This window comes from Streptosporangium sp. NPDC002524 (assembly GCF_040295985.1).
Taxonomy (GTDB): Bacteria; Actinomycetota; Actinomycetes; order Streptosporangiales; family Streptosporangiaceae; genus Streptosporangium.
Genome location: NZ_JBEOWK010000034.1, coordinates 42972 through 65903, shown reverse-complemented (window position 1 = coordinate 65903; position 22932 = coordinate 42972). Strand labels below are relative to the sequence as shown.

The 22932-nt window shown below is 72.8% G+C and carries 20 protein-coding genes and 1 pseudogene; 11 read left to right on the top strand and 10 right to left on the bottom strand.

Annotation, left to right across the window (positions count from 1 at the left end; translation table 11 throughout):
- Positions 1–158: 158 nt before the first annotated feature.
- Complete coding sequence (locus ABT053_RS38470) at positions 159–1082, bottom strand: LLM class F420-dependent oxidoreductase (RefSeq protein WP_350976113.1); 924 nt, start codon at positions 1080–1082, stop codon at positions 159–161.
- Between the two features lie 148 nt (positions 1083–1230).
- On the opposite strand from ABT053_RS38470, the gene ABT053_RS38465 reads away from it, so the two are divergent.
- From ABT053_RS38465 to ABT053_RS38455, 3 genes are all read left to right on the top strand, one after another.
- Positions 1231–2289, top strand: a complete 1059-nt coding sequence (locus ABT053_RS38465) for a glycoside hydrolase family 18 protein (RefSeq protein ID WP_350976111.1) — start codon at positions 1231–1233, stop codon at positions 2287–2289.
- A 226-nt stretch (positions 2290–2515) separates the two neighbouring features.
- Positions 2516–3292 (top strand): Clp protease N-terminal domain-containing protein, encoded by a 777-nt coding sequence (locus ABT053_RS38460; protein WP_350976109.1) that lies wholly within the window; start codon positions 2516–2518, stop codon positions 3290–3292.
- A 2-nt stretch (positions 3293–3294) separates the two neighbouring features.
- A complete protein-coding gene (locus ABT053_RS38455; RefSeq protein ID WP_350976107.1) occupies positions 3295–3753 on the top strand; it encodes a hypothetical protein in 459 nt (152 codons plus the stop codon).
- A gap of 437 nt (positions 3754–4190) precedes the next feature.
- On the opposite strand, the gene ABT053_RS38450 is transcribed toward ABT053_RS38455, so the two are convergent.
- Complete coding sequence (locus ABT053_RS38450; protein ID WP_350976105.1) at positions 4191–5351, bottom strand: serine hydrolase domain-containing protein; 1161 nt, start codon at positions 5349–5351, stop codon at positions 4191–4193.
- Between the two features lie 500 nt (positions 5352–5851).
- On the opposite strand from ABT053_RS38450, the gene ABT053_RS38445 reads away from it, so the two are divergent.
- A complete protein-coding gene (locus tag ABT053_RS38445; RefSeq protein ID WP_350976103.1) occupies positions 5852–8305 on the top strand; it encodes a sensor histidine kinase in 2454 nt (817 codons plus the stop codon).
- Between the two features lie 280 nt (positions 8306–8585).
- Here the strand turns inward: ABT053_RS38445 and pdxR are convergent, their stop codons facing one another.
- Positions 8586–10115 (bottom strand): MocR-like pyridoxine biosynthesis transcription factor PdxR, encoded by a 1530-nt coding sequence (gene pdxR, locus ABT053_RS38440; protein WP_350976101.1) that lies wholly within the window; start codon positions 10113–10115, stop codon positions 8586–8588.
- Between the two features lie 161 nt (positions 10116–10276).
- On the opposite strand from pdxR, the gene ABT053_RS38435 reads away from it, so the two are divergent.
- Positions 10277–10444: a hypothetical protein gene (locus tag ABT053_RS38435; protein WP_350976100.1), complete on the top strand. Its 168-nt coding sequence runs from the start codon at positions 10277–10279 to the stop codon at positions 10442–10444.
- A gap of 37 nt (positions 10445–10481) precedes the next feature.
- On the opposite strand, the gene ABT053_RS38430 is transcribed toward ABT053_RS38435, so the two are convergent.
- Complete coding sequence (locus ABT053_RS38430) at positions 10482–10721, bottom strand: hypothetical protein (protein WP_350976098.1); 240 nt, start codon at positions 10719–10721, stop codon at positions 10482–10484.
- A 158-nt stretch (positions 10722–10879) separates the two neighbouring features.
- Here ABT053_RS38430 and ABT053_RS38425 point away from each other — a divergent pair, with 158 nt between their 5' ends.
- The 3 genes from ABT053_RS38425 (at position 10880) to ABT053_RS38415 (ending at position 14094) form a co-directional block, all read left to right on the top strand.
- The gene (locus tag ABT053_RS38425; RefSeq protein ID WP_350976096.1) at positions 10880–12367 is read left to right on the top strand and encodes a sensor histidine kinase; all 1488 of its coding nucleotides are present in this window, start codon (positions 10880–10882) and stop codon (positions 12365–12367) included.
- 1 nt (position 12368) lies between these two features.
- Entirely contained in the window at positions 12369–13031 is a 663-nt protein-coding gene (locus ABT053_RS38420) for a response regulator transcription factor (protein ID WP_350976094.1), read from the top strand.
- Positions 13032–13131: 100 nt separating this feature from the next.
- Positions 13132–14094 carry a hypothetical protein gene (locus ABT053_RS38415; protein WP_350976093.1) on the top strand — a complete coding sequence of 321 codons (963 nt, stop codon included), beginning with the start codon at positions 13132–13134 and terminating at the stop codon, positions 14092–14094.
- A 28-nt stretch (positions 14095–14122) separates the two neighbouring features.
- Here the strand turns inward: ABT053_RS38415 and ABT053_RS43535 are convergent.
- A pseudogene (locus tag ABT053_RS43535) lies at positions 14123–14315 on the bottom strand (IS630 family transposase); the annotation flags it as partial.
- 291 nt (positions 14316–14606) lie between these two features.
- On the bottom strand, positions 14607–15551 hold the full coding sequence (locus tag ABT053_RS38410; RefSeq protein ID WP_350976091.1) for a helix-turn-helix domain-containing protein: 945 nt from the start codon (positions 15549–15551) through the stop codon (positions 14607–14609).
- A 101-nt stretch (positions 15552–15652) separates the two neighbouring features.
- On the opposite strand from ABT053_RS38410, the gene ABT053_RS38405 reads away from it, so the two are divergent.
- Positions 15653–16684, top strand: coding sequence for a saccharopine dehydrogenase family protein (locus ABT053_RS38405; protein WP_350976090.1), 1032 nt, complete (start codon positions 15653–15655; stop codon positions 16682–16684).
- A 240-nt stretch (positions 16685–16924) separates the two neighbouring features.
- On the opposite strand, the gene ABT053_RS38400 is transcribed toward ABT053_RS38405, so the two are convergent.
- The gene (locus ABT053_RS38400) at positions 16925–18172 is read right to left on the bottom strand and encodes a class I SAM-dependent RNA methyltransferase (protein WP_350976089.1); all 1248 of its coding nucleotides are present in this window, start codon (positions 18170–18172) and stop codon (positions 16925–16927) included.
- A 69-nt stretch (positions 18173–18241) separates the two neighbouring features.
- Positions 18242–20284 (bottom strand): APC family permease, encoded by a 2043-nt coding sequence (locus ABT053_RS38395; protein ID WP_350976088.1) that lies wholly within the window; start codon positions 20282–20284, stop codon positions 18242–18244.
- A gap of 116 nt (positions 20285–20400) precedes the next feature.
- Between ABT053_RS38395 and ABT053_RS38390 the strand changes: the two genes are divergently transcribed.
- Positions 20401–21066, top strand: coding sequence for a potassium channel family protein (locus ABT053_RS38390; protein ID WP_344918225.1), 666 nt, complete (start codon positions 20401–20403; stop codon positions 21064–21066).
- Complete coding sequence (locus ABT053_RS38385) at positions 21066–21737, top strand: potassium channel family protein (RefSeq protein WP_344744600.1); 672 nt, start codon at positions 21066–21068, stop codon at positions 21735–21737. The genes ABT053_RS38390 and ABT053_RS38385 overlap by 1 nt, the downstream gene beginning before the upstream one ends.
- Positions 21738–21801: 64 nt before the next feature.
- Here ABT053_RS38385 and ABT053_RS38380 read toward each other — a convergent pair whose 3' ends face one another.
- Complete coding sequence (locus tag ABT053_RS38380) at positions 21802–22464, bottom strand: DUF3159 domain-containing protein (RefSeq protein WP_350976145.1); 663 nt, start codon at positions 22462–22464, stop codon at positions 21802–21804.
- A 33-nt stretch (positions 22465–22497) separates the two neighbouring features.
- Positions 22498–22890, bottom strand: coding sequence for an OB-fold nucleic acid binding domain-containing protein (locus ABT053_RS38375; RefSeq protein WP_350976087.1), 393 nt, complete (start codon positions 22888–22890; stop codon positions 22498–22500).
- Between the last annotated feature and the right edge of the window lie 42 nt (positions 22891–22932).

Sequence of the window (22932 nt, the reverse complement as noted above, 5' to 3'; positions counted from 1 at the left end):
CCGCGAGCGTACCCACCGGGGCGGCCCGCGGTCGAGAAGCCGGAGACGAGGGCCGGGGCCGGGGGCCGGGGGCGAAGACCGGGGCGAGCCGCCCGTGACCGGCTCGCCCGTGAACGGCCCGGTGCCCGCCCGTGCGCGGTGACGTGCGGGCACGCGACCTACACGCGGGACAGGATCTCGTCCGAGACGAGTTCCAGCTGCTCGATGTCGTCCAGGTCCAGCACCTGCAGATAGACCCGCTCGGCGCCCAGCTCGGCGAACCGGCCGATCTTCTCGATCACCTCGGCGGGGGTGCCCGCCAGGCCCGTCGCACGCAGCGCGGCGAGGTCCTGCCCGATCACCCCGGCCCGCCGCGCGATCTCCGCGTCGTCGGAACCGACGCAGACGGTCTGCGCGACGGAGAGCACGACCGGCTCCCTGCCCTCCGCCTCGCAGGCCTTCCTGACCCGGTCGAAGGCCGCCGAGGTGTCCTCCAAGGTACGGAACGGCACGTTGTACTCGTCGGCGAACCGGGCGACCAGGCGCGGGGTGCGCGTGGCGCCGGTGCCACCGATGATGATCGGCGGCTTCGGGCTCTGCACGGGCTTCGGCAGCGCGAGCGAGTCGGCCAGCCGGTAGTGGGCCCCTTCGAAGGAGAACCTCTCCCCCTTGGGCGTGGTCCAGAGCCCGACCAGTATCTCCAGCTGCTCCTCGAACCGGCCGAACCGCTCACCGATCGGCGGGAAGGGGATGCCGTACGCGGTGTGCTCGGCGTCGTACCAGCCGGTGCCCAGGCCCAGCTCCACCCGCCCGCCGCTCATCTGGTCGACCTGGGCCACGCTGATCGCCAGCGGGCCGGGAAGCCGGAAGGTGACCGGCGTGACCAGGGTGCCGAGACGGATCGTGGAGGTGTCCCTGGCCAGTCCGGCCAGGGTCGTCCAGGCGTCGGTGGACCCGGGTCCCGGGTCGCCGGATCCGAGCCGCATGTAGTGGTCGGAACGGAAGAAGGCGTCGAACCCCAGCCGCTCCGCGGCCAGCGCGACCGCCAGCAGCTCGTCGTAGGTGGCACCCTGCTGTGGTTCAGTGAAGATCCTCAACTTCATGAGAACCATTATCCGGGCACTCCGGACGGCATCCGCAGAAAGCCCGCGCCGTGGCGGGAACGCTTGCTAACGTTCTACCCTCTGACGCAACGGGTAGCGGATCGACCACTCACAGCGATCACCCCTTGGTCATCGAGGAGGGGATCACATGTCTGTGACGACCGACCGCCCCGACACCCGCCGGGGCCGTGAGCCCGGCACCCCGCCCCGGCCCCTCGTGGTGCTCGCCTCGATCGTGCTCGCCACGGGCACCGGGGCCGCGATCTGGCTGCTGCCCTCCAGGGCGCAGGGCGAGTGGGCCGCCCTCGGCGAACGGGCCGGGGCGGCGCCTTCCGAAACGGCCCCGGGGCCCGCGACCGAACCTCCGGCCCCACCGGCCATCACCCGCCCCTCGGGCTTCGTGGCGTTCGTGGACGCGGTCCGCGAACCGCGCTTCAACCTTTCCAGGGAGGCCAGGAGGAGCCACGTGCGCTGGTTCACGCTGGGCCACCTCACCGCCGGGCAGAAGGACTGCGTCCCCAAGTGGGGCGGGCTCCAGGAGCAGGGGGGCAACCCGGTCGCCAACCGGCTCGCCCTCCTGCGCGCCGCGGGCGGGGACGCGGGCCTCGCCTTCGGCGGACCGGCGGGGCGCGAGCTCGCCGCGACCTGCTCCGACCTCGCCAGGCTCACCGCCGCCTACCGCCGGGCGATCGGCGCCTTCACCGCCACGTACATCGACTTCGAGGTCCACGCCCCGGCGGGCGACGCCACCGTGCTGCGACGGGCCAGGGCGATCGCGGCCCTGCAGCGCGAGGCCGCCGGCGAGGGCCGTTCCCTCACGGTGAGCTTCACCCTCCCGGTCACCGGGTCCGGCCTGTCCCCCGCCGACCAGGAGATGCTCCGGACCACCCGGGCGGCCGGTGCCGAGATCGCCACCGTCAACCTCCTGGCGCCCGTCGACGCCGCCTCGGGCACCGGGAGCCGCCTGCGCCCGATCGCCTCGGCCGTCCGCGCCGCGCATCCGCAGATAGCCCGTTCCCTGGGCGAAAGCGCCGCCTGGCACCGGATCGCCCTCACGCCCGTGCTGGCCGGGCCGGGCCACCTCACGCGGCTGGAGGCCCGCAGGCTCGCCGCCTTCACCAGCCGCAACCGCCTGGCGTGGCTCTCCACCAGGGGCGCGGCCCTCTCCCCCGGCATCACCCGGTTCCTCACCGGCGCGACGCGCTAGGCGGACCTCGGCGAGCCCGCGAAGGCGGGACCGGGGAAGCGCGCCCACGAGAGCGGGACCGGGAAAGCGAACCCGGGAAGCGGAGCCAGGAGAGCAGGCTCAGGAGGCGGATCCCGGAGGGTGGCTCCAGGAAATCCGGATGCGTGCCGGACGGGCGCTGGACAAGTGCCCCCTTTGGGGTTATGAATGGGTTATAACCCTTCCATAACCCCATAGGGGAGACGCGATGCCGAAGATCAATGTCTATCTGCCCGACGAGCTGGCCGAGGCGGTGAAGAAGGCGGGCGTGCCGGTCTCCGCCGTGTGCCAGCGGGCCCTGGAGCAGGCCGTCCGGCGGGTGACCGCCATCCGCGAGACGGCGCTCGGCACCTCCGACCTCGACGACCTGACCGCGCGCCTCACCCAGTTCACCCCGCGGGCCCGGGAGGTGATCAAGCTGTCGGTGGACCAGGCACGCGCCCTGGGAGCGGCCGAGGTCGGCACCGAGCACCTGCTGGGCGGCATACTCGCCGAGGGACGCAACCTGGCGCTCCACGTTCTCGGCGCCCTGGAGATCGACCCCGAGGAGATACGGCGGCGCCTGGACCGTCTCAGCCTCGACGCCTCGTCCCCGGCCGACGCAGCCGAGGCGGAGCTCGCCTTCGGGGCGCCCGCGGCGGCGGCCCTGGAGATGACCGTCACCGAGGCCACCTCGCTCGGCCACAACTACGTCGGCTGCGAGCACCTGCTCCTCGGGCTGGTCGCCGAACCGGACGGGGCGGCCGGGCGCATCCTGCGGGAGCTGGGCGCCGACCACCGGCTGACCCGCCACGCGGTCTCGGCCGCGCTCGCCGGATACGTCCACCTGCGCGCGCAGACCCAGCCCACCGCCCCGCCCCCTCCCCCGGTGCTGCCCGCCGAAGCGGCGAACGCCCTGTCCGCGGCCGTACGCGAGGAGCTGCGCCCCGTCCTGCTCAGGCTCGAACGGCTGGAGGAGCGCCTCGGCACGACGGACGAGGCGTAGTCGTGGACGGGCCCACCCACCTGCCCACCCGTCGGCCCACACGCCTGACCGCCCACCCGGCCGCCCGCCCGACCAGCCGCCCGACCAGCCGCCTGACCGCCCACCCGGCCGCCCGCCCGACCAGCCGCCCGACCAGCCGCCTGGCCGCCCGCCTGGCCGTCTTCCTGGCCGCCTGTCAGGCCGCACACCTGTCCGCGCACCTGTCCGCGCACCCGGCCGTGCGGCTGGTCGCGGGCGTGCTCGCGCGGCTGGTCACCGGGATCGCGGTCGGCGTGCTCGTGGGCATGGGCTCGGGCGTGCTCGCCGGGGTGCCGGCGGGCCTGAGCGCGGGCATGGCCGTGCACGCTCTCACCAGGCGCTTCCTGGCCGAAGCGGGCACAAGCCCGGAACAGGGACCGATGCCCGGCCACCGGCCACCGAACCGGAGACCGATCCCCGGCTACCGGCCCCCGACCCGATAGCCGGGGATCGGCACGCGGCACGCGGCCCCACCGGCCCGGTGGCCAGGGACCGGCACCCCGCGCATGGCACCCCCGGACCCGGAAACCGGGAGCAGACTCCCCGCGCGTGCTCCCACCGGCCCGGCGACCAGGGATCGGCGCCCGACGCGCGGTACCCCTGACCCGGAAACCGGGAACAGACACCCGGCCCGTGCTCCCATCGGCCCGGTGGCCAGGGACCGGCACCCCGCGCATGGCACCCCCGGCCCAGAAGCCGGGAACGGACACCCGGCGCGTGGCACCCCGGCCCAGGAGCCGAGAGCCGTCGCCCGGCGCGTGGCACCCCGGCCCGGCGACCGCCGGAGACCGGTGACGGTGACGAGGGACCTCACGACCTCACGACCTCACCGGGCTCACCGGGCTCACCGGGCTCACCGGGCTCACCGGGCTTATCGGGCTCACCGGGCCCGGCCGCACAGGGCGGCCTCGAAGGTGGCGATCAGGTGCTCGCGCTGCCCGGCCGTACCGGCGAGGCCCGTGGTGTAGACGGTCGCCTGGCGTCCCGTCCCGTCACGCCCGCTGATGACGGACACGCCGGGCACGTCACCGCCGTGGAACCAGGCCGGGCCGCAGCTCAGCCGGGCGCTGGCGATCCCGAAGCCGTACCGGGCGTCCGCGGGCCAGCCCTCCTGCCCCACGGGCACGGAAGCGCCGACCATCGCCCGCAGCGCCTTGCGTGACAGCACCTCGCCGTCGAACACCCCGCGCCAGAACCGGTTGAGATCGCCGGGCGTGGAGATCAGGCCACCGCTGGCGCCGAACTCGTAGCCGGGCAGCCTGGTGAGGTCGACGACACCGGCTCCGGGATCCGCGGGGTGCACACCGTACGTGTGCGCGTGCGCCCCGCGGATGCCCGTCTCGCCGTCGGCCGGCCAGTAGGTGTCCCGCATACCCAGCGGCTCGATCACCAGATCACGGCTGACCTCGCGGAAGTCGCGGCCGGTCACGGCGCGCACGATCATCCCGGCGACCAGGTAATTGGTGTTGGAGTAGGCGAACCGGCCGAGGGGCGTCGGCTTCCGAGCGAGCGCGAGCCCGAGATAGTCCTGAGGGAGCTTGGACCAGTCGGCCACGTCGGCGTACTCGGGCAGCCCGCTGGTCTGCCGCAGGAGGTCGCGCACAGTGATCTTCCGCCCGTCCGTCGCCGCGCCCTCGCCCTTTCCCCGTACGGTGCCGGGCAGGTAGCGGTCGACGGACGCGTTCAGGTCGATCTTCTTCCGCTCGGCCAGCCGCATCACGGTCACCGCCATGACCGGCTTGGTCATGCTGCCGATCCTGAACCTCCCACCGGCGCCGACCATCGGCCGCGCAGTGCCGCGCTCGGCGGTGCCGGACACGGTGGTGACGCTCCTGCCGTGGCGGTCACGGACGTGGGCGAGCGCGCCCGGCAGCCCGTCGGCGCCGGTGAGCCGGTCCAGGTGCGCCTGAAGGGAGGCGGGGCGAAGCGTCTCCGGCCCGGTGCGTGCGAAGGCGGGACCCGGCAGGGCCGGCAGTGCCGACAGGGCGAGCGCGCCGGCGACAGCGACCGCGAGCAACCGGCGGGAGTTCTTCCGAGACATGGGTGCGCCTTAGGGATCAGGGGGACGAATGACGCCTCCGACTCTGTCCGGTGGAGGGGAGAAGGACAGTGACGCCTGCACCGCTCTTGCGGGAGGGTCTCCCCTACCCTCTCCGGTCGTGCACGCCCCACGGCGAACGGCCCGGCCGGAAGTGATCGGCCCGAGTACGATCCCCCGGCACAGCGGCCGACAGCAGCGGGGACGACGGCAAAGGGGACGAGGGCGGGAAGACACCGGCGGGGAGCGGCGGCGTCCGAAGCCTCCGAGCGGGATGTCACCACATATCCGGCAAGCACTAGATTCGGCTCCGGCTACGGGCCAGGTGCACGGGCCGTGAAAGCGCTGCGGAAAGGGCCGCGGAAAGGGCCGTGGAAAGGTCCCCCGAAAGGGCCGCCGAAAGGGCCATGGAAAGGGCCGTGGAAAACCAGTGGGACACCTTCGGGGCACCGGTTAGCATTGCGCTCCGACGCGGTCCTCCACTCTTCCCCGGGGAGCATGTTGTGGCAGGACGCCTCGCCCCCGTGCCGGCGCGGGAGGACGACTCCGGGAGCCGGGCGGCCGGGCTCGCCCCCCGGCTGGCGCTCCTCGTCGTCACGGTGGTATTCGCCGGTTTCGTGGTGAACGCCTTCCAGTACGTGGTGGCCACGCGCGCGACGCTCGGCCACATCGCACCGGCCGCGTTCTGCCTGGTCGTGATGATGGTCCTGCAGCTGGGCCTGTTCAGCAATCCGCGCGCGGACGTGCGCGGCCGGTGGGGCCGCGTGGCGCTGCTCGCGCAGGCCGCCGTGGCGCTGGTGCCCCTCGCGTCCTACGGCCGGGGCTGGACCGGCATGCAGGGCTTCCTCGCCGGTGACGCGCTGCTCGTCCTCCGCCCCCTCGCGGGCTGGCTCGTGTTCGGCGTGATCGCGCTGGTCACCGGGCTCGTCCAGTACGAGATCAGCGGCGTGCCGGCGGAGGCCGTCTACATCACGAACCTGACCGCGGTGATCGGTCTCGTCGTCTACGGCCTGTCCCGGCTGCGGTCGCTGGTGCGGGAGCTGGACGACGCCCGCTCCGGGCTCGCGGACCTCGCCGTGGCCCGCGAACGCCTGCGCTTCGCCCGCGACCTGCACGACCTGCTCGGCTTCTCGCTGTCGGCCGTCACGCTCAAGGCCGACCTGGCCCGGCGACTGCTTCCCCGCGACACCTCGCGGGCCCGGCGGGAGCTGGCCGAGATCCTCGGCATCTCCCGCCAGGCGCTGTCCGACGTACGCGCCGTGGCATCCTCCTACCGCGAGCTGTCCCTCGACGACGAGCTGGCCTCGGCCCGCTCCGTCCTCGCCGCGGCCGAGGTCGCCGTCACCGTGACGTACGAAGGGGGCGACCTGCCGCCGCGGATCCGTACCGTGCTCGCCACCGTGCTGCGCGAGGGCGTCACCAACCTGCTGCGGCACAGCGGGGCCGGGAGGTGCGGCGTCACCGTCGCCCGCGACGAGCGCACGGTGTCGATCGAGATCGTCAACGACGGTGTCCGGGGCATGGGCGATCCCGGCGACCACGGCGACGGCATCGGCAACCTCAGGTCCCGCGTCGAGGCTCTGGGCGGCACCCTGACCGCGGCCGTGGGCCCGGAGGAGACCTACCGCCTGCACGCCGTCATCCCCCTGCGCGACGAGGGCGGCGAGGGCGGCGTCCCCGCCGCCGCCTCTCGGCACGAGCGGCGCGGGTGGAGCGGGTGGAGCGGGTGGAGCGGATGGAGCGGGTGGAGCGGGTGGAGCGGGTGGAGCCTGCAGGGCAGGTGGAGCGGCGGGTGGAGCGTGCGGGGCGGGAGCCGCGAGCGCGGTCCCGCCATGGCGCCCCGGCTGGGCCTGGCCGTCGCCACCGCGGTGTTCACCGGCTACGCGGTCAACGCCACGGTCTTCGTCGCGGTCGCGCGGATGAGCCCGGCCGGTACGTTCGTCGCCGGGGCCTGCGTGCTCGTCTCCCTGGGCCTGGTGCTCGGCTTCTTCAGCCGCCCGGCCTCCCGCGTACGGTCGCCGCTGGGCTACGCGCTGCTGGCCGCGCAGGCCGTGGTCACCTACCTGCCCGTCGCGCTGTTCGAGAACCCCTACCTCGGCCTGCCCGGCCTGCTGGCGGGCAGCCTGCTGCTCACCCTGCCCACCCGGTTCGGCCTGCCCCTCTTCCTCGCCGTCGTGGTGAGCGTGGGCGGCGCCCACTTCCTGCTGGGCGGTGACTCGATCGGCGTCACGTACGGCTTCCTGGTGACCGTCAACCACGGCCTGGTGGTCTTCGCCCTGTCCCGCCTCCGCTCGATGGTGCAGGACCTGCACGACGCCCGCGCCGGGCTGGCCGACCTCGCCGTCACCCGCGAACGCCTGCGCTTCGCCCGCGACCTGCACGACCTGCTCGGCCTCTCGCTGTCCGCCGTCACCCTGAAGTCCGAGCTGACCCATCGGCTGATGGACCGCGACCCCTCGCGGGCCCGGCGGGAGCTGGCCGAGATCCTCGACATCTCCCGCCGGGCACTGTCCGACGTACGCGCCGTGGCCTCCTCCTACCGCGAGCCGTCCCTCGACGACGAGATCGCGTCCGCGCGGGCCCTGCTCGACGCGGTGGACATCGACGTGACCCTGCGGCTGGAACCCTGCGCGCTCACGCCGGACGTACGGACCACGCTCGCCATGGTGCTGCGCGAAGGGGTCGCCAACCTGTTGCGGCACAGCGGGGCGGAGAGCTGCGAGATCACGCTGACCTGCCGGGACGACCGGCTGACGATGAGGATCGTGAACGACGGGCTCCTGCCCGCCGGCGGCGCGGCCGACGACCGGCCGGTGACCCCGGCGAACGGGAGCGGCGGGTCGGGGATCCGCGACCTCACCGTCCGCGTGTCCGCGATGGGGGGAACGTTACGGGCCGGGACGACGGCGGACGACACGTACAGACTGCAGGCGGAGCTCCCGCTGACGCGCGCCTGACCTCCCCCGTCACCGGGCCCGGCGAAGCCGATACAGGCGATGAAAGATGGAAGCGACCATCGCCCGGCGAGACCGGTACGAAGCCGTGCCGAGCGCCTCCGGCAGAGGCCCGGGTGGGGACGGCGCATCCCCACGTAAGCGCCGTGGGGCCCCGGACACCAAGCGGGAGGCGGCCCGGCCCGTCCCATCCCGCCAGACGTTCCAGCGGCCCGTTCCCGGACGTTTCAGTGCCCCATCCGACGAACCTTCGCGGGCTCCTCCCGAGGCGAGAGCCTCCGGCCTAGCGGAAGCTCCGCCCATGGGATTTCCCGGCCTCGCGGAAGTTCTCCGCGAGGCGCCTCAGGCCCGGTTCGATCCGCTCCAGGGGGATCGCGCCGTACCCGAGCACCAGCCCCGCCCGCGCGGGGGCCTCGCCGTAGTAGGCGGCGAGGTCCTGCAGCCCGATGCCCGACTCCCGCGCGTACGCCGTCACGAGGGCCGTGTCGACCCCGGCGTCCGGCGTCAGGTGGGCGCAGAGGTGCAGGCCCGCGGCGGAGGGGACCGGCTCCAGCCAGTCGCGGAAGTCACGCCGGAGGATGGTGAGGATCCGCTCGTGGCGGGCCGCGTACTCGCGCGTCGCCTTGCGGACATGCCGCCCCAGGAGGCCCTCGTCGATGAAACCGGCCAGCGCCGCCTGGGTGGGAAGCTCGCCGCTCCAGTCGGTGAGCCGCTTGGCCGCGCGGAGGGCGGGCTGGAGCGAGGCGGGGGCGATCAGGAAGCCCAGTCGCAGCATCGGCAGCATCGTCTTGGAGAAGGAGCCGACGTAGATGACGTGACCGCTGCGGTCGAGGCTCTGGAGCGGTTCGAGCGGGCGGTCCTCGAAGCGGAACTCGCTGTCGTAGTCGTCCTCGATCACCACGGCACCGCGCCGCCCGGCCCATTCGAGCAGCGCGGTGCGGCGGCCGAGCGACATCGGCGTACCCAGCGGGAACTGGTGTGACGGCGTGACGTAGACGAGGCGGGCGGAGTCGGGGAGGGCGGCCACGTCCAGGCCCTCGCCGTCGACGGGCACGCCGACGACCCGCGCGCCCAGGGATTGGAACAGCAGCCTCGCCCGTGGGTAGCCCGGCTCCTCGACGGCCACCCGGCAGCCCGGCTCGATCATGACGCGGCCGATCAGGTCGAGCGCCTGCTGCGCTCCCTGCGTGACGAGCACGTCGTCGGCGCTCGCCCGCACCGAGCGGGAGACGCCGACGTGGCGGGCGATGGCCTCCCGCAGGCCCGCGTGCCCCGAGGGCGCGCCGTAGCCGGCGGAGCGCACCAGCGCCGGGCGCAGCTCGCGGGCGACGAGCCTGCGCCACGTCTCGAGCGGGAACAGCTCCGCGTCGGGGAGGCCCACCCTGAAGTCGTAGACCGGCTCTCCCTCCGCCTCGTCCGGTGAGGCGTCCGGTGAGGCGTCCGGGGAGGCGTCCGGGGAGGCGTCCGGGGAGGCGTCCGGGGAGGCGTCCGGGGAGGCGTCCGGGGAGCGCCAGAGGCGGCGGGGACGCACGCCGCCGCCCGCGGGCGCGTTCCTGGCACGGGTGCGGGCGAGAGGCTCGGCGCACACGAAGGTGCCCGCCCCGACCCGGCCGACGAGAACGCCCTCGGCGGTGAGCCGCTCGTAGGCGACGGCCACGGTGTTGCGCGACACGTCGAGCCGTCGTGCCAGCTCGCGGGTGGGTGTGAGGCGCTCCCCCGGGCGCAGGCGGCCGTCGAGGACGGCGTCCAGGAGCTGCCGGTAGATGCGGGCGGACAGGTCACCGCGACCGGTGAGGCTCACGTGGAAGTCCATCGCGCCTCCTCATATTGGCCCAGTGGATCCTCGTCGTATTGGATCTTACATGGGACCAATGAGCTCCCTAGAGTTGCCCTCCGTACGGCTCGCGGCGAGCCCCGGCCGACAGGCAGGGGCAGTACCAGGGTTTCTTCGGATCCGGCGCGGCGGTCGCCAGGATGCCCGGCCCGCTGCCGCTCACGACGCTGATCCTCACCTGGGGGACCCCGGGCCGGCTGGTGCTCGGCGGCCTGTTCCCGCTGTCCGGCCTCGCCACCGGACCGGCCGTGCGCTGGGCCCTGCGGACCCGGCTGGCGGAACAGGCCGCCGAGGAGGTGTCCGGGTAGCGTGCGGCGAGGCCGGGGCCCGTGGAGACCCGGCGGGTCATCCCCGGCCCCGGCGCGTGACCGCGTCACCGGCCGCGCCCACCGCGAGGCCGAGGACGATCATGATGACGTAGCTGTAGATCTCGTAGCCGCCGGGGACGAGGAAACGGACGAAGCCCATGAAGTGGATCCAGCCGAGCCACTCGTGCAGGAGGCCGCTCGCGCCGCCGACGACGAGGATGAAACAGACAAGGCCGGACAGGGCCGCCAGCGGGGACTTCGGGGTGGTTGAGGTCATGGCCCGACGGTAGGCGTGCGGTACCGGCCACCGGATCGGGCTCAAGACGGCCGGGTGGTGACCAAGGTCGGCCTCCGGTGGCCCGGAAGTCGTACTTAAGTATCCGGCCGCCACGCGGACACCCGGTCGCGGGCGGGGGCCGCGTAGATTCTCGAGGTATGCGCCGCATTCACCGCACCCGCCGTGACTGGGTCGCCGATCTTGCGCTGTTCCTCTTCGCCGCCTGCTTCGCCGCCGTCAGCTCACAGTCCATACCGGTCCCCGAGGACCTCGATCCCCTGTTGCGGGACGTCGACCAGGTGGTCGGCGGGCTGGGGTGCGCGGCGGTGCTCCTGCGGCGGCGCTGGCCGGTGCCGCTCGCGGTGACTCTGCTGCTGGCGGGCACCTACGCGCACTATCTGACCGGCCCGGCGATGGTCGCGGTCTTCACGGTGGCAGCCACCCGGCCGTGGCGGGTCACGGCGTGGGTGGCCGCGCTGGCCTTCGCACCGCTGCCCGTCTTCCTGTGGCGGCTCGCGGAGCTGTCCGACGACCGCGCGGGCTCGGCGCTGACGTACTTCGCGCTGATCGCCGGGGCCATCGGGTGGGGGCTGTTCCGGCGCTCCCGGCGGCAGCTGATCGCCTCGCTGCGCGAGCGCGCCGAACTGGCCGAGGCGGACGCGGAGCTGCGGGCCGAGTGGGTCCGGCGGGAGACGCGGGAGGAGATCGCCCGCGAGATGCACGACGTGCTCGGTCATCGGCTGTCGCTGCTGAGCGTCCACGCGGGAGCGTTGGAGTTCAACCCGGGCGCGCCCACGGAGGAGGTGGCGCGGGCCGCCGGGGTGATCCGGGAGAGCGCCCACCTGGCCCTGCGCGACCTGCGCGAGGTGATCGGGGTGCTGCGGGCCGGGCCGGAGGAGGGCGAGCGCCCGCAACCGGAACTGGCGGACCTGGCCAGGCTGGTGGCGGAGGCGCGGGCGACGGGCGGCCGGATCGAGCTGACCGGGCCGCCGGAGGGGCCTGCGCCGACGCCCGTGGTGGGGCGTACGGCGTACCGGATCGTCCAGGAGGCGCTGACCAACGCGCGCAAGCACGCGCCCGGCGCGGCGGTCGCGGTGGAGGTGACCGGGAGCCCGGCCGGCGGGCTCGCGGTGGAGGTCCGCAACACGCCACCACCCTGCCCGGCTCCGGCCTCCGGCGCCGACGGACACGAAAGCCTCAGAGCGGACCGGGCCGAAAACATCATGACGGGCCGAAGCCAAAGTGTCGGCGCGTACGAGGGCGAAGGCGTCAGGGCGGACAGGGGCGAAGGCCGCGGGCAGGGACTGATCGGGCTCGCCGAACGGGCCCGCCTGGCGGGCGGTGAGCTGACGGCCGGTCCCGCCGACGGTGGTTTCCTGGTCCGCGCCTGGCTACCCTGGCCCGCGGCGGACATCGCGTCCGTCGCGGGCCGGCGATTCGACAGCGCGGGCCAGAGGTCCGGCAGCGCGGAATCCGTCGCGGGTCAGAGGTTCAGCGGCGCGGAACCCGTCGCGAGTCAGAAGTCCGGCGGCGCGGAACCCGTCGCGGGTCAGCAGTTCGGCAACGCAGGTCAGCGGATCGGCAACGCAGGTCAGAAGTCCGGTAGCGCGGGTCAGCAGAGGTCCGGCGGCGCGGGAGGGGGATGAGGTGATCCGCGTCCTGCTGGTCGACGACGACGCGATCGTGCGGGCCGGGCTGCGCCTGATGCTGGGCGGCGCCCCGGACATCGAGGTCGTCGCGGAGGCCGCCGACGGGGCCGAGGTCCCCGCCCTGGTCACCGCGTACGGACCCGACCTGGTGCTGATGGACATCCGGATGCCGGGCGTCGACGGGCTGGCCGCGACCGAGAGGCTCCGGGCCCGTCCCGGCGCCCCGGAGGTGCTGGTCCTGACCACCTTCCACACCGACGCGCACGTGCTGCGGGCGCTGCGCGCCGGCGCGGCCGGGTTCCTCCTCAAGGACACCCCGCCGCGGGACATCGTCACGGCCGTCCGGACGGTGGCCGCCGGAGATCCGGTCCTCTCCCCCGCCGTCACTCGCCGCCTCATCGAGCAGGTGACGGACAGCTCCGAACAGGGCGACCGGGCCGCCGCGGCCCGTGCCCGGCTGGCGCTGCTGGCCGAGCGGGAGCGGGAGGTGGCCCTGGCGGTCGGGCGCGGCCGTTCCAACGCGGAGATCGCGCGGGAGCTGCATCTGGCGCTGCCGACGGTGAAGACGCACGTGTCACGGATCCTGACCCGGCTGGATCTCAACAACCGGGTCCAGATCGCCCTCCTGGTCCACGACGCGAGCACACCGGGAAACCGGTAGTACAACACGCTCACGGCCGGCCCGGCCACGAGGCCGTGCCGGGCTTGAAGTGATCACCCCATGCGATCACCCCATGCGATCATCGATCGCTATGGGCAAAATGACATGGTTTCCACTGCCGTTCGGGCTCCTCGTGGTCATCGTCGGCTTCTTCGCCGCCCGCGATGTGCGCGGGCGCCTTCCCGGCGCCCCCGCCGAGGTGAACGAGCACGTGGTGCCCCAGGCGATCGACGCCTTCGTCCCCTTCGTCCAGGGTCGCCTCGCCCTGCTCGGCGCCTTCTTCGTCGCCGCCGCCCTGCTGTTCGGCGTCGTCGAGTTCGGGTCGCGCCGGCCCGTGAGCCTCGTGCTCGGGACGGGCTTCCTGAGCGCCGCCTACGTGGCCGCGATGCCGGTCGTCTACGTCCTGAACCCGGTCACCGGCTACGACGAGTGGTTTCCCGACCCGTCGGGGGGATACGCCACGATGCCCTTCGACATGGGCGCGCTGTCGCCGCCGTGGTACCCGCCGCTGCTCGGCGTGCTCCTCGCCGCCGCCGCGATCGCCCAGCTCTCCACCGTGCGCGGCGTCGTACGCCGGGACGCGGTCCTTCCGCCCTCCCCGCGGAGCGCGTGGCTCCTCTCGCTCCCGCTGGCCTTCCTGCTGGTCTTCGCCGCGGCCAACCTCGTGTCCGATCGGATCGCCCGCGCCACAGCCCCTCCCGCGTCCTTCTGGGAGGCCGACTCCGCGCTGGAACTCATGGTGCTGGGGTGCGCCTTCGCCCTCGTGCCCGCCGTCGCCCTGGCCCTGTACGGGATCCGCCTGCGCGGGCACGGCGCCGGCTCGCGCACGCTGCTGCTCGTCGGCGTCTTCACGCTCCTCTACCTGCTGATGCTGCCGCTCATGGCCCTGAACAACCTGATGATGTACTCGAACGAGCAGTCGGGCTTCACCGAGCACCTCCCCGCCTGGCGGGAGGAGATCACCGTCGGCGTCCTCGGCGCCGCCGCCCTCGCGCAGCTCGCCGCCCTCCTCCTGCTGGCCCGGCGCGGGAGGACCCGGACAACCGGCGCCGAGCCCGGTTAGTGCTGTGACCGGAAACGTTGGGCGGTCGGGCGGCAGCTGACAGTGGTCGGCCGCCACAGCGGACGCGTTTCTCGCTGCGGACGCGGGCGCGTTCACGGCGTTGGGCGGCCAGGACGTCGGGGTGGCGGGCGTTGACGTTGCGCCAGCGCGGGTAGGCCGTGCAGAGCCCAGGTCTGGACGGTGTGGTCGGGGTGACCGGAGCCTGCGATCCACCAGGCGCGCGATCACCGGGACGGTGTTACCCCCCGGCAGAGGCCGGCAGGATCATCGCCCGCCGATACCGGGCCGAACCGGTGCTGCCCCGGCGCACGATCTGCCGCAGCTTCCGCCCCTCGGCGTCCATCTGTCTTCGTACGCTGACCGGTTCTCCCACCGCGCCTCCTCGCGCGGGCCGGACGTGTACGACACATCCAACCGACGCCGGCGGCTACACGCGAGACCGGCAGAGGTTTCCGGCCACAGCACCGGTCGGCGGCTGATCGCATGGTGTGGGCAGGCGCCGGCCTCGGGGGTCAGCGGGGCCGTGAGCGGAAGGTGCGGCGGTAGGTGTCCGGGGGCACGCCGACCGTGCGGTTGAAGTGCCGGCGCAGCGTCGTGGCGGTGCCCATGCCGGTGGCCGCCGCGACGGTGTCGATACTGTCGTCGGTTTTCTCCAGCAGTTCCTGGGCGTGGCGGATCCGCTGGGTCAACAGCCATCGCAGGGGGGTGGTGCCGGTCGCCGCTTTGAAGTGGCGGCCCAGGTGGCGTGAGCTCATCCGCGCCCGGCGAGCCAGGTCCTCCACTGTCAGCGGCTGGTCAAGCCGTTCGATGATCCAGGGAAACAGGGCGGCGAGCGGGTGGTCGTCCTGGGCGGGCACCGGGGTGGCGACGAACTGGGCTTGGCCGCCGGCCCGGTGCGGTGGTACGACCAGGCGGCGGGCGACGGCGTTGGCGATCGACGCGCCGTGGTCGAGGCGGACGAGGTGCAGGCAGAGGTCAAGCGCGGCGGCCTTGCCGGCGGAGGTGAGCACGCTGCCGTTGTCGACGTAGAGCACGTCCGGGTCGACCTCCACCCGGGGGTGGCGGGCGGCCAGAGCCTCGGTGTGCGCCCAGTGCGTGGTCGCGCGCTTTCCGTCCAGCAGGCCGGCTGCGGCCAGCACGAACGCGCCCGTGCAGAGGGAGGCCACGCGCGCGCCCGCCTCGTGAGCCGCGCGCACCGCGTCGACCAGGTCGGCGGGCGGATCCTCGTCGATGTCGGCCCTTCCGGGGACGATCACGGTGTCGGCGTGCCGGAGCCGGTCGAGCCCGAGGTCGGGCTCCAGCCGGAATCGGCCGACCCGCACGGCGACCGGCCCGCAGACGGTGACGTCGTACCAGGGGACCGTCACGCCGTCCGGGGCGGCGGCGAAGACCTCGTGTGCCAAGGACAGTTCGAAGTGCAGCGTGCCGTCGGTGACAGCCAGCGCGACAGTGCTCATGTCCGGAATTGTACGAGTCATGGCGTTCCGGACACTCACGGTCGGCTGCCCGCCGCCGTCAGGATGTCCGCAGTGGATCATTCGAGCACAGGGGAGAGCACATGGGATCGGGGCAGACGGTAGCGGTGTTCGGCGCGTACGGGCACACCGGGCGGTTCGTGGTGGCGGAGCTACGGGAGCGCGGGTTTGTCCCGGTTCTCTCCGGCCGCGACGCCGGCAAGCTGCAGGCGTTGGCGGCGTCCCATCCCGGACTCGAGGTCCGGCCGGCGTCGGTCGGCGATCCGGTCTCGCTCGACCGCGCGCTGGCCGGGGCGGCAGCCGTGATCAACTGTGCCGGGCCCTTCGCCACGACGGCCGCCCCCGTGATCGAGGCGGCGCTGCGCGCCGGGATCGCGTACGTGGACGTGGCGGCCGAGATCGAGGCCAACATCGACACGTTCGCGCACTTCACCGACCGCGCCCGCACCGCGGGAGCGGTGATCGTCCCCGCGATGGCCTTCTACGGCGGCCTCGGCGACCTGCTGACCACCGCGGCGATGGGCGACTGGACGGCAGCCGACGAGGCGCACATCGCGTACGGGCTGAGCGGCTGGCAGCCCACGGACGGGACGCGGGTCGCGGGAGCGGTCTCCCGGCAGCGGCGGGGCGGCGCACGCGTCGTGTACAGGAACGGGCGGCTGGACTATCGCCAGGACGACGCGACGACCCTCAAGTGGCCCTTCCCCGACCCGATGGGCCCCCGGGAGGTCATCGCGGAGTTCACGATGGCCGATGTCGTCACCGTTCCCAGCCACCTGTCCATCCCCGAGGTGCGCACCTACATGACGGTCGAGGCGGCCAGGGACCTGTCGGCCCCGGACACATCGACGCCGGTTCCGGTCGACGAGCGGGGGCGGTCCGCGCAGACCTTCCTCGTCGACGTCGTCGTGCGCTCCGGCGGCGACGAACGGCGCGCCGTGGCCGGCGGCCGGGACATCTACGCCGTCACCGCGCCGCTCGCGGTGGAGGCGGTCCACCGCATCCTCACGGGACAGACCAGGACGGTCGGCGTCGCCTCCGCCGGCGAGATCTTCGACGCGCCGGGCTTTCTTCGCGCGCTGTCCTCGCACATCTCCTTGGAATTGCGTTCGTAGCAGGCGGGCAGCAGGCCGAGCCGCTCGTTCGTGTCGAGGGCGTGAGGGGCGGAGCCCGGGTCCGGCCTGCTCGAACCGGCTTGGAGGTCCCGACGAAACGATCTCCGCCGCGTCCGATGGTCTCGCTGTTCGTTGACCTTCACGTGAGGAAGGGTGAACAACCGCCGTGGATCGTGCGATCCACGGGGTCCCCCTGGGGCTCGATGAAACACCATTCGCCACATCTCCCCAGGTCGGAGACTAGGCCGATTCGCTGACCAGGTGGGCCACGCACTCCACGTGGTGCGTCATCGGAAAGGCGTCGAAAGCCCGCAGGTCGGCGAGGCGGTAGCCTCGCTCGGCGAACCAGGCCAGGTCGCGGGCGAGGGTGGCCGGGTCGCAGGAGACGTACACGATCCGGGTCGCCTGGAGGGTCGTCAGGCTGTCGACGACGTCACGGCCCAGGCCCGCCCTGGGCGGGTCGACGACGACCAGGTCCGCGCGCTCGATGCCGAAGCGGTCGAGGGCGTTCTCCACCCGTCCCCTGGCGAAGCGGGCCTGGGGCAGGTCGCGGAGGTTGCGCTCGGCGTCGCGGACGGCCACGGACTCGGACTCGACGCCGAACACGGCCCCCTCGGGACCGACCGCCTCGGCCAGCCCGGCGGCGAACAGCCCGACGCCGCAGTAGAGGTCGAGGGCCCACTCCCCCGGCCGCGGGGCGGCGAACTCCAGGACGACGTCGAGCAGGGTGGCGGCGGCGCCCGGGTGCACCTGCCAGAAGCCGCTGCCGGTGACCTGGAAGTCGCGCTCGCCGACGCGCTCGACGAGATGGTTGCGGCCGTGGACGACGCGGCTGCGGCCCTTGCCCTCGTCGACGAAGACGGCCACGCTCGTGTCGAGGTCGGGCACAGCCACCGTGCGCCGGGGCTTGGGCGCGACCACGACCGCCTGGTCGCCGGTGCTGGAGGCGATGACCTCGACCGAGGAGGCGTTGCGCCAGTTCATGACCTCGGCGCCGACGTTCTCCACCTCGGGGTGGGCGATCAGGCAGGCGTCCACCGGCTCGACGTCGTGGGACCGGTGGCGGCGCAGGCCCAGGCCGCCCTCGCGGTCGACGGCGAACTGGACGCGGGTCCGCCAGCCGAGCCCGTCCGGGGCTCCGGGGACCTCCTCGACGACGCCCTTCCAGTCGATCGAGGCCAGCCGCTCGAGCTGCTCGGCCACCACGTCGGCCTTCAGGCGGCGCTGGGCGTCGAGGGAGGCGTGCTGCCAGTCGCAGCCGCCGCAGCGGCCGGGCCCCGCGAACGGGCACGGCGGGGTCACCCGGTCGGCGGAGGGCTCCAGGATCTCGACCGCGTCGGCCCGCAGGAACCGGGTGGTCTCCTCGGTGATCTCGGCGGTGACCCGCTCGCCGGGCAGCGCGTGCCGTACGAAGACGACCCGGCCGTCGTGGCGGGCGACGCACCAGCCACCGTGCGCAACCGGTCCTACCGTCAGTTCGATGGCCATGGTCGTTTGCCCCCAAGGGAAAATCCGTCGTCGGTCGAGCCTCCTCGCGTCAGGAGCGCATACGAAAGGTTATGCCTTGACGTCCTCGTCCCGTGCCGCCTCCGGGCGCGGACGGCGTACGGCGCCCGGCGCGAAGGGCTCGGGGCGGCCCTTGAGCCGGTCGGAGGAGTGCAGCTGCCAGGGCACGCTGATGACCATCACGCCGGGCTGGAACAGCAGGCGGCCCTTGAGCCGCAGCGCGCTCTGGTTGTGCAGGATGTGCTCCCACCAGTGGCCGACGACGTACTCGGGGATGTAGACGCTCACCACGTCGCGGGGCGAGCGGCGGCGCAGCGACTTGACGTACTCCAGGATCGGCCGGGTGATCTCGCGGTAGGGCGAGTCGAGCATCTTCAGCGGCACCGGGATGCCGCGCCGTTCCCACTCCTCCTGCAGCGCCCTGGCCTCGGGGCCCTCAACCCCCACGGTGATCGCCTCCAGCTTGGAGGGGCGGGTGGCGCGGGCGTAGGCGAGGGCGCGCAGGGTCGGCTTGTGGATCTTGGAGACGAGGACGATGGCGTGGTTGCGCGCGGGCAGCATCGACTCGTCCACCTGGGAGTCCTCGGCGACGGCGAGCTCGGCGGCCACGTTCTCGTAGTGGCGGTGGATGCCCTTCATCATCAGGAACAGCACCGGCATGGCCACGCAGACGATCCACGCCCCGTGGGTGAACTTGGTGACCAGCACCACCACCAGCACCACGCCGGTCATCACGCCGCCGAAGAAGTTGATGGTCCGCGAGCGGTGCATCTGGTGCCGGACCTTCAGGTCGGTCTCGGTCCTCAGGTGCCGGGTCCAGTGCCTGACCATGCCGATCTGGCTCAGCGTGAACGACACGAAGACGCCCACGATGTAGAGGTTGAGCAGGCGGCTGACGTCGGCGTCGAAGCCCCACAGCAGCAGGCAGGCCCCGGCGGCGAGGATCACGATGCCGTTGGAGAAGGCGAGCCGGTCGCCCCGGGTGTGCAGCTGGCGGGGCAGGTAGCGGTCCTGGGCCAGGATCGAGCCGAGCACCGGGAAGCCGTTGAAGGCGGTGTTGGCGGCGAGGAACAGGATCAGCGCGGTGACGGCGGCGATGACGAAGAAGGGGAGCGAGCCGTTGCCGAAGACCGCGTCGGCCACCTGGGCGATGATCGGCTGCTGGTAGTAGCCGGGCCCGGCGGGTTTGCCGTCGATCAGGACGTCGCGGTAGGCGACGGCGGGGTCGGCGACCTTGACCCCCGAGGCGAGCCCCAGGGTGATGATGCCGACGAACATGGTCACCGAGACCAGGCCCATCATCAGCAGGGTGGTCGCGGCGTTCCTGCTCTTGGGCTTGCGGAAGGCGGGCACGCCGTTGCTGATCGCCTCGACGCCGGTGAGGGCGGCACAGCCGGAGGAGAACGCGCGCAGGATCAGGAAGGCCGCCGCGAAGGAGGTCAGGTTCGACTGCTCGGCGACGATCTCGTACCCCGAGGTGGGCGCGTGCAGCTCGTCGCCGAGGACGAGCACCCGGAAGGCGCCCCACGCGACCAGGCCGAGGACGGCGAACATGAAGGCGTAGGTGGGGATCGCGAAGGCCGCGCCCGACTCCCGGATCCCGCGCAGGTTGACGATCGTCAGCAGCACCACGATGACGATCGCGACCAGCGGCTTGTGCTCGGCGACGTAGGGGATGGTGGCGCCCACGTAGTCGACGCCGTTGGCGACCGAGACCGCGACGGTCAGCACGTAGTCGACCATCAGGGCGCTGGCGACGGTCAGGCCCGCGTTCGGGCCGAGGTTGACGGTGGCGACCTCGTAGTCGCCGCCCCCGCTGGGGTAGGCGTGCACGTTCTGCCGGTACGACGCCACGACGGTGAGCATCACCACGACGACGGCGAGGGCCACCCAGGGGCTGAAGTGGTAGAAGGAGACCCCCGCGAGGGAGAGGATGACCAGGATCTCCTGCGGGGCGTAGGCCACGGACGAGAGGGCGTCGCTCGCGAAGACGGGCAGCGCGATGCGCTTGGGGAGCAGCTGCTCGTGCAGCTGCGTACTGCGCAGCGCCCGCCCGATGAAAAGGCGTTTGACAAGGTCCGTCACCTTCGACACGTCTGCAGATGCTAGCCGTTATTACTCGGCCCCACTCACGCGGCACTCCCGGGGCGGTCCATACTGGCTGAATACATCGGGATCAAGATCCGCCTCACAGCGACCGGCGGGGGAGCATGCATATCGTGATCATGGGGTGTGGCCGGGTCGGTTCGACCCTGGCGCACATCCTTGAGGACAGCGGCCACTCGGTCGCGATCATCGACCGTGACCCGCAGGCGTTCCGCCGCCTGCGGGCGGGTTTCAGGGGTCGCAGGGTGACCGGGATCGGCTTCGACCGGGACGTGCTGGAAGAGGCGGGCATCGAGGCCGCGGGCGCCTACGTGGCGGTGAGCAGCGGCGACAACTCGAACATCATCTCCGCCAGGGTCGCCCGCGAGACGTTCGGCGTGGACAACGTCGTGGCGAGGATCTACGACTCCCGGCGCGCCGAGGTCTACCAGCGGCTGGGCATCCCCACCGTCGCCACGGTCCGCTGGACCGCCGACCAGATCCTGCGCCGCGTCCTGCCCGAGGGCGCCGAGCCGCTCTGGCGCGACCCCAGCGGGTGCGTGGTGCTCGCGGAGGTGGCCTACCACCCCGGCTGGATCGGCACCCCGACGAGAGACCTGGAGGCGGCGGCGGGCACCCGCCTGGCGTTCATCAACCGGATCGGCGACACCCTGCTGCCCAGGAACGACTCGGTGGTGCAGGAGGGCGACGTGCTGCACGTCATGGCGGTCGAGGCCGACATGGACCGCATCAACAAGGTGCTGTCCGGGGCACCGGAGGAGGAGCACTGATGCGCGTCACCATCGCCGGCGCGGGAGCGGTCGGCCGGTCGATCGCCGCCGAGCTCCTGGAGAACGGCCACGAGGTCCTGCTCGTCGACATCGACCCCAAGGCCATCAAGATCGATACGGTGCCGCGGGCGGAGTGGCTGCTCGCCGACGCCTGCGAGATCTCCTCGCTGGACGAGGCGGGCCTGGCCGAGTGCCACGTGGTCGTCGCCGCCAGCGGCGACGACAAGGTCAACCTCGTGGTCTCGCTGCTCGCCAAGACGGAGTACGGCGTCCCGCGCGTGGTCGCCAGGATCAACCACCCCAAGAACGAGTGGCTGTTCAACGAGTCGTGGGGCGTCGACGTGGCCGTCTCGACCCCGCGCCTGCTGAGCGCGCTGGTGGAGGAGGCGGTCAGCGTCGGCGACCTGGTGCGGCTGATGACCTTCCGCCAGGGCCAGGCCAACCTGGTCGAGCTCACCCTGCCCGAGGACGCCCCGGTCGTCGGCCAGCGCGCCGGCTCGGTGCCGTGGCCCAACGACACCGCCCTGGTCGCGATCCTGCGCGAGGGCCGGGTGCTGGTGCCCACCGCAGACGACCCGCTGGAGGCCGGTGACGAGCTGATGTTCGTGGCCAGCCAGGAGGTCGAGGAGGAGCTGGCCGAGCTCCTGTCCCCGCACCGCACGCCCCACTGAGCAGGGGCCTTCCCGCCCCGCACGCCACCCCGGCCGGTTCCCAGCCGGGGCCTGGGCCCGGCGGTCAGGAGACCGCGGGCCGCACCGGGGTCCTGCCCTTGGCCAGCAGCCACACCATCGCGGCGAGCGCCGCGACCTGGAGCGGCCAGCCCATCGCGATCTTGAGGATGCCCAGCTCGGCGACGGCGTCGTCCCGGCCGATCAGGTAGACGGGGAGCTGCACCGCCACCCGGACCACGCACGGGATCATCAGCAGCCAGGTGAGCCTGGTGCACAGCTTCACCACGGCCGGATCCGCGCGCCACGCGGTCGGGTCGCCGGTGACGGATCCGATGAGGAAGCCCACCACCGGCCAGCGGGTGACGATCGACAGCAGCATCACCACGGAGTATCCGGCGTTGTAGAGGATGCCCGGCAGGAAGACGTCCTCCGCCTGACCGGTGCGGGAGGCGAAGAACGCGCCGATGCCGATGCCGATCAGGCTGTTGACCACGAACTGCGGCGTCGAGCGCTGCAGCAGCCGCACGACGAGCAGCAGCACCGCGGCCGAGATGCTGACGATCAGGGACATCTTCAGGTCGGAGGTGGTGATCCACATGCCGGTGAAGGCGATGGTGGGCACGGCCGCCTCGATGACGCCCCGCACTCCGCCGAAGGCCTTGGCAAGCTGGCTGCGGATCGCGGCCTCGACCGTATCGTGCGCGGCGGTCTCGCCGGTGGTGGTCATCTTCTCGCTCACCGTCTCGTGATCGTCAATCACTCACGCACCGCCCGCTGGGCGCAGCTCGTATCTCGGATTGAACATGACTTTGCGGCCATCCTGCACGCTGACGAGCCCTTCCGCCAGCACCAGACGCCCCGGCTCGATCCCGGCGATCTTCCTGCGGCCCAGCCATATCAGGTCGATCACATCGGAACCATCGTAAAGCTCGGCCTCCAGCGCCGGGGCGCCCCCGCGGGGGCGCAGCGTCACCGTGCGCAGCGTGCCGGTCACGCAGAAGCGACGGCGCACGCCGCACGAGACGATGGGCGTGGCACCGTGGCGGTCGAGGTCCTGCTGGAGCTCGTCGGCCTCCAATTCGGCCTGACCGGCGGTGAGCCGGCGGAAGAATCCCCGCAAACCGCTCTGTTTATGCGGCTCCTGAGAACCCACGGACCTCTCCTTCACACACGAGTCGAACCAGCGTACGCGATC